Origin of the sequence: Streptomyces durocortorensis (assembly GCF_016901035.1) — a bacterium.
Lineage (GTDB): Bacteria > Actinomycetota > Actinomycetes > Streptomycetales > Streptomycetaceae > Streptomyces > Streptomyces durocortorensis.
This window is the reverse complement of sequence record NZ_JAFEUF010000383.1, coordinates 1-4,329: the sequence shown is the minus strand read 5'-3', so window position 1 is coordinate 4,329 and position 4,329 is coordinate 1. Positions and strand designations below refer to the sequence as shown.

Below are 4,329 nucleotides of genomic sequence, written 5' to 3'. Positions count from 1 at the left end.
GGGGGGCCCCCCGCCCCCGGGCGGGGTGGGCCGGGGTGGCGGGCTGGGCGGGGGTCTGGTAGTGCGGGGCCCTGCCGTCCCCCCCGCCCGGCGCTGGGGGCCGGGCGGGGGCCGTCGGGCGTGGTGCGGCCGTGATGTGCGCCACCTGTACGGTCCGCGGCGACTGCCAGCTGCCGCTCGGCCTTACGCTGACCGTTGTCCCAGGGGCCGGCGGCGAGGACGGCGCCGGTTGCGACGACCAGGCCGAGCGTTGCGGAGCCTGCGATCACCTGCCAGGTGTACGCCCCGTTGCGCTTCTTCGTCAGGATCTTCGGCCCGCCCCGCGGGTCCGAGGGGCGCATCGACGGTTCTTCCACCTGCTCGGCCACCGCTGACCAGCCCCTTTCGCGAGCACACTTCTGCGTGGGGGACACTTAATCACCAGTCGTATGTGTTGATCATGGAGGAGCCACCCGTGGAGTTCGACGTCACCATCGAGATCCCGAAGGGTTCGCGGAACAAGTACGAGGTGGACCACGAGACCGGTCGGATCCGCCTGGACCGTCGACTCTTCACCTCGACCAGCTACCCGGCCGACTACGGCTTCGTCGAGAACACCCTCGGCGAGGACGGCGACCCGCTGGACGCGCTGGTCATCCTGGACGAGCCGACCTTCCCCGGTTGCCTCATCAAGTGCCGCGCCATCGGCATGTTCCGGATGACCGACGAGGCGGGCGGCGACGACAAGCTGCTCTGCGTCCCGGCGTCCGACCCTCGTGTGGAGCACCTGCGCGACATCCACCACGTGTCGGAGTTCGACCGGCTGGAGATCCAGCACTTCTTCGAGGTCTACAAGGACCTGGAGCCGGGCAAGTCCGTCGAGGGCGCCGACTGGGTCGGCCGTACCGAGGCGGAGGCCGAGATCGAGGCCTCGTACAAGCGTCTTGAGGCGCAGGGCGGCGCGCACTGACGTCCCTCTTCCGGTTCCGTTTGTGAGCCGGACGGCCGTCTTCGAACGGGCGGCACACCTTCGGGGGGGGGCCGCCCGTTTCGCTGTCCGCACTCCCGCGCGTGCGGCGCCCATGCCCGTGGCCATACTGGGCAGACGTGCGGCGGGACACCCCTGCAAAGGCGTCCCAGAGGCATCCCAGGGACATGCGGTCGAGGAGGAGCGAGGTCGAGTGGTGGCGGAATCGGGCGGTCCTGAGGACCAGAAGCCCCAGTCCGACGAGGCGCGGAGCGCTTTCGCTCCGCCTGCCGGGACGATGCATCCGGTGTCGCCGCCCGAGGAGGACCATCCGACGTCGGAGTTCGCGATGCCGAGCGGGGTCCAGCAGGAATCGCACGGTCCGGCCGGCTCGGGCGGGGGCTCCGGGAGCGGTTCGAACTCCGACACTCTGAGTTCCGCTTTCACTCCGCCGAGCACCTACAAGGCCCAGCAGTCGCCGCCCGCCTTCACTCCGGCGCAGGGCATTCCGATGGTCAAGCTGACCAAGGAGGCGCCCTGGCAGGACCGGATGCGCACGATGCTGCGGATGCCGGTGACCGAGCGTCCGGCGGCCGAGTCGATCCAGCGCACCGACGACGAGACGGGTCCGGCCGTGCCGCGCGTGCTCGACCTGACGCTGCGTATCGGGGAGCTGCTGCTGGCGGGCGGCGAGGGCGCCGAGGACGTCGAGGCGGCGATGTTCGCGGTGACCCGGTCCTACGGCCTGGACCGCAGCGAGCCGACGGTCACGTTCACGCTGCTGTCCATCTCGCACCAGCCGTCGCTGGTCGACGACCCGGTGACGGCGAGCCGTACCGTACGCCGCCGGGGCACCGACTACACCCGTCTGGCGGCGGTGTTCCGGCTGGTCGACGACATCACCACCCCGGACGCCGAGGTGTCGCTGGAGGAGGCCTACCGGCGGCTGGCGGAGATCCGCCGTAACCGTCACCCGTACCCGGGCTGGGTGCTGACGGCGGCCGCCGGGCTGCTGGCGGGTTCGGCCTCCGTGCTGGTCGGCGGTGGGTTCCTGGTGTTCCTGGTGGCGGCGGCGGGCGCGATGCTCGGCGACCGGCTGGCGTGGCTGTGCGCCGGGCGCGGGCTGCCGGAGTTCTACCAGTTCACGGTGGCCGCGATGCCGCCCGCCGCACTGGGCGTCGCACTGACCCTGACCCATTCGACGGACATCCGCCCCTCCGCGGTGATCACCGGTGGGCTGTTCGCGCTGCTGCCGGGGCGGGCGCTGGTGGCGGGCGTGCAGGACGGGCTGACCGGTTACTACATCACCGCATCGGCCCGGCTGCTCGAAGTCATGTACTTCTTCATCGGGATCGTCGCGGGTGTGCTGATCGTCCTGTACCTGGGGCTGCAGCTGGGGGCGGAGCTCAACCCCGAGGCCCGGTTCACGCCGTACAACGAGCCGGTGGTGCAGATCCTGGCGTCGATGGCGCTGAGCCTGGCGTTCGCCGTGCTGCTCCAGCAGGAGCGGTCGACCGTGCTGGCGGTCACCCTGAACGGCGGCGTCGCCTGGATCATCTTCGGGGCGATGGCCCGGACCGGGCAGATCTCGCCGGTCGCGGCGACGGCGGTGGCGGCCGGTCTGGTGGGCCTGTTCGGCCAGCTGTTCTCGCGCTACCGGTTCCACTCCTCGCTGCCGTACATCACGGCGGCGATCGGGCCGCTGCTGCCCGGTTCGGCAACGTACTTCGGTCTGCTGGGCGTGGCGCAGAACGAACTGGACACCGGGCTCACCTCGCTGTCGACGGCGGTCGCGACGGCGCTGGCCATCGCGATCGGGGTGAACCTGGGGAGCGAGATCTCTCGGCTGTTCATGGGGGCGCCGGGAGCGATCGGCGGGGCGAGCCGGCGGGCGGCGAAGCGGACCCGCGGGTTCTGAGCCCGCGCCCACCGTACGTACACGAGCGCCCCACCCCGCAAAACCTCCGGGGTGGGGCGCTCGTCCGTTCGTCTACGGCATGGGGTCAGCGCTTGGCGTGGCGGCCGCGCTGGCCGGAGGAGGGGCCCGGGGGGCGGCCGGAGCCGTCGCCCTCCGGCGCCCCGGCCGCGGCGGCCTTCTTGTTCTGGCTGCGGGCCCGCAGCACCTCGACCACGATCGGCACCACGGAGATGAGCACGATCAGGATGAGGATCATCTCGATGTGCTCGTGCACGAAGTCGATCTTGCCGAGGAGGGCTCCGAGCACGGTGACGCCGACGCCCCAGAGGATCGCGCCGACGATGTTGTACGTGATGAAGGAGCGGTAGTTCATCCGGCTGACGCCCGCGATGATCGGCGTGAACGTACGCACGATGGGCACGAAGCGCGCCAGGACCAGGGACTTCGGCCCGTGCTTCTCGAAGAACTCGTGCGCCTTCTCGACGTTCTCCTGCTTGAAGAGACGGGAGTCGGGGCGCTTGAAGAGGGCCGGGCCGACCTTGCGGCCGAAGAGATAGCCCACCTGGTCGCCGACGATCGCGGCCACCGCGATCAGCGTGCAGACCAGCCAGAGCGGGTACTTCAGCTGTCCTGTGGTCACCAGCAGACCCGTGGTGAACAGCAGCGAGTCGCCGGGCAGGAAGAAACCGATCAGGAGGCCGGACTCGGCGAAGACGATGAGGAGCAGGCCGGGGAGCCCGAACGTGTTGAGCAGATAGTCCGGGTCCAGCCAGCTCGGTCCGAGCGCAAGCGTATTCAAGGGTCCGGGCTCCAGGATGAGGGGTGCGATGGCGGCTCTGTGGCTGCCCCAAGCTATCAACGCCCGATGGATGCCCGTGGTTCCAGTGGCCCACAGCGGGAATGCGCATCCTGGGAAGCGGCCCGAAGCTGATCACAGGAGGTGCCACAAACATGGGCATTGAGGAATTCGGCGGTGGCCAGACGGCCCAGGCGGACGTGCTGGTCGTCACCACGAACGACGTACCCGGCTACCAGGTGACCCAGGTCATCGGCGAGGTCTTCGGGCTGACCGTCCGGTCGCGTCACCTCGGCAGCCAGATCGGGGCCGGGTTGAAGTCGATGATCGGCGGCGAGCTGAGGGGGCTGACGAAGACACTGGTCGAGACCCGTAACCAGGCGATGGAGCGGCTCGTGGAGCAGGCGCGGGCCCGGGGCGCCAACGCGGTCCTGATGATGCGCTTCGACGTGACCGAGGCGGCGGACGTGGGTACGGAGGTCTGCGCGTACGGGACGGCGGCGGTGATCAGCAAGGTGTGACGCGGCGCCGGTCGGCCGCACGGTGTGACGAGTGCCGGTCGGCCGCACGGTGTGACGCGGTGCCACCCGGACCGCCATTGGGCGATATATCCGTTTTGCCGCCCTAGGGTGGGCCGGTGGCCCCCGAATCCCCCGCGCCCCCGCCGGC

Annotated in this window: 4 protein-coding genes and 1 pseudogene; 3 read left to right on the top strand and 2 right to left on the bottom strand. The window is 70.3% G+C overall.

Annotated features, from left to right (window positions below):
- A pseudogene (locus tag JS521_RS34225) lies at positions 1-368 on the bottom strand (D-alanyl-D-alanine carboxypeptidase/D-alanyl-D-alanine endopeptidase); the annotation flags it as partial.
- Positions 369-454: 86 nt separating this feature from the next.
- Here JS521_RS34225 and JS521_RS34220 point away from each other — a divergent pair.
- Entirely contained in the window at positions 455-949 is a 495-nt protein-coding gene (locus JS521_RS34220) for an inorganic diphosphatase (protein ID WP_018959738.1), read from the top strand.
- 211 nt (positions 950-1,160) lie between these two features.
- Positions 1,161-2,864 carry a threonine/serine exporter family protein gene (locus JS521_RS34215; RefSeq protein WP_205086772.1) on the top strand — a complete coding sequence of 568 codons (1,704 nt, stop codon included), beginning with the start codon at positions 1,161-1,163 and terminating at the stop codon, positions 2,862-2,864.
- An 85-nt stretch (positions 2,865-2,949) separates the two neighbouring features.
- Here JS521_RS34215 and JS521_RS34210 read toward each other — a convergent pair whose 3' ends face one another.
- Positions 2,950-3,663: a DedA family protein gene (locus tag JS521_RS34210; protein ID WP_205086771.1), complete on the bottom strand. Its 714-nt coding sequence runs from the start codon at positions 3,661-3,663 to the stop codon at positions 2,950-2,952.
- Positions 3,664-3,815: 152 nt separating this feature from the next.
- Between JS521_RS34210 and JS521_RS34205 the strand changes: the two genes are divergently transcribed.
- Positions 3,816-4,181, top strand: a complete 366-nt coding sequence (locus JS521_RS34205; RefSeq protein WP_010063720.1) for a YbjQ family protein — start codon at positions 3,816-3,818, stop codon at positions 4,179-4,181.
- Positions 4,182-4,329: the final 148 nt, after the last annotated feature.

Coding starts and splice junctions, on each gene's coding strand:
- JS521_RS34205 (WP_010063720.1), top strand. CDS start 3,816: ATGGGCATTGAGGAATTCGGCGGTGGCCAGACGGCCCAGGCGGACGTG.